The sequence below is a fragment of the Xanthomonas pisi DSM 18956 genome (genome assembly GCF_001010415.1).
Taxonomy (GTDB): Bacteria; Pseudomonadota; Gammaproteobacteria; order Xanthomonadales; family Xanthomonadaceae; genus Xanthomonas; species Xanthomonas pisi.
Window position 1 is genome coordinate 1 of the sequence record NZ_JPLE01000318.1, and the last position, 390, is coordinate 390.

Below are 390 nucleotides of genomic sequence, written 5' to 3' on the forward strand. Positions count from 1 at the left end.
CTTAGTACCGACAGGACATTCGCAGTCCCCTCCTTCGCGGCAGGCAAAATATATGGTTGCCATAAGCGACCCACACCAAACGATTCACGGACCTTAGTTCTTGTACATTAAATCCACAGAATTAACGTACTCTGCATCAGTATTAATCGCCACCACCAAAGGTGAATCTCCGTTAACGAAATATACATCTTTCCTTTTACCAACTTTCTTCGTTACGGTCGATGGATTGGCCTGTGCCAACTCATCCATATAATTGTGAATATCTGATACGTTTTCTGGAAAGAAACGCCTTGAATAGTAATCGGACCCCAACAAATCCTGCGGGAATTTCCTGTGGCCGCCTGATAATACTTGATTGATAAACCGAGAATCTGCCCTGTGGGATTCGTG

1 protein-coding gene is annotated in these 390 nt (G+C 44.4%); it reads right to left on the reverse strand.

The annotated features are described in order from the left end of the window. Positions 1-93: 93 nt before the first annotated feature. On the reverse strand, positions 94-390 hold a 297-nt coding region (locus Y887_RS21225), incomplete at its 5' end, for a hypothetical protein (RefSeq protein WP_211257040.1).